The sequence below is a fragment of the Mesorhizobium sp. M5C.F.Ca.IN.020.32.2.1 genome (assembly GCF_004023105.1).
GTDB lineage: Bacteria > Pseudomonadota > Alphaproteobacteria > Rhizobiales > Rhizobiaceae > Mesorhizobium > Mesorhizobium wenxiniae.
Map to the genome: position 1 here is coordinate 1 of NZ_RZSX01001341.1, position 1,077 is coordinate 1,077.

General features: G+C 63.2%; 1 protein-coding gene. It reads right to left on the reverse strand.

Going from position 1 to position 1,077, the window contains the following annotated elements; translation table 11 throughout:
* Positions 1-55 precede the first annotated feature (55 nt).
* On the reverse strand, positions 56-1,077 hold a 1,022-nt coding region (tolB, locus tag EOA86_RS35820; protein ID WP_128345756.1), incomplete at its 5' end, for a Tol-Pal system beta propeller repeat protein TolB.

Here is a 1,077-nt window from a genome sequence, read left to right on the forward strand (position 1 = left end):
GCGTTGAGGAAACCCGTTTCTCCATCTCTTCAATTCCTCATTTCTCCAATTCCTCTCACTCGAGCAGCGGCGACCAGGCCGGGTCCGACGCGAAATTCGCGGTCGGGATCGACTGCTCGTTGCGCCCAGTGAGATCGACCGAAACGAGTTTCGGCCCGCCGGCTGAATCGCGGAAGAACATCAGCACCCGCCCGTTGGGCGCCCAGGTCGGCCCCTCTTGCTGGAAGCCGGTTGAAAGGATGCGCTCGCCCGAACCGTCGACGCGCATGACGCCGATCTGGAATTCGCCGGCAGTCTGCTTGGTGAAGGCGATGAGATCGCCGCGCGGCGACCATACCGGCGTCGAATAGACGCCGTCGCCGAAGGAGATGCGGGTCTGGCCCGAACCGTCGGCGCCCATCACATAGATCTGCGCGCGGCCGCCGCGGTCGGAGGTGAACACCACCTTGCTGCCATCCGGCGAATAGGACGGCGAGGTGTCGATGGCCGTCGAATTGGTGAGCCTGGTCGTCGAGCGGCTTCTCAGGTCCATGGCGAAGATGTTGGAATTGCCGTCGTCGCGCAGCAGGCTCATGATCACCTTCTGGCCGTCGGGCGAAAAGCGCGGCGCAAAGGTCATGCCGGGAAAGTCGCCGACCAGTTCGCGCTGCCCGGTCTCGATCTGCAGCAGATAGACCTTCGGCTGGCCGCTTTCGTAGGACATGTAAGTGATTTCCTGCCGGTTTGGCGAGAAGCGCGGGGTCAGCACGATCGACCTGCCATCCGACAGATAGCGGACGTTGGCGCCGTCCTGGTCCATGATGGCGAGGCGCTTCTTGCGCGCGTTCTTTGCGCCCGATTCGTCGATGAAGACGACGCGCGTGTCGAAATAGCCCTTCTCGCCGGTCAGCCGCTCATAGATCGCATCGGCGATGATATGAGCGACGCGCCTCGTATTGGCGTCGTTGGCGAAGAACTGCTCGCCCGACATCTGCTGGCCGGCAAAGGTGTCCCACAACCTGTACTGGGCGCGGACGCGGCCATCGGCCTCCTTGCTGACGCTGCCGGTGACCAGCGCCTGGGCATTGATCACCTTCC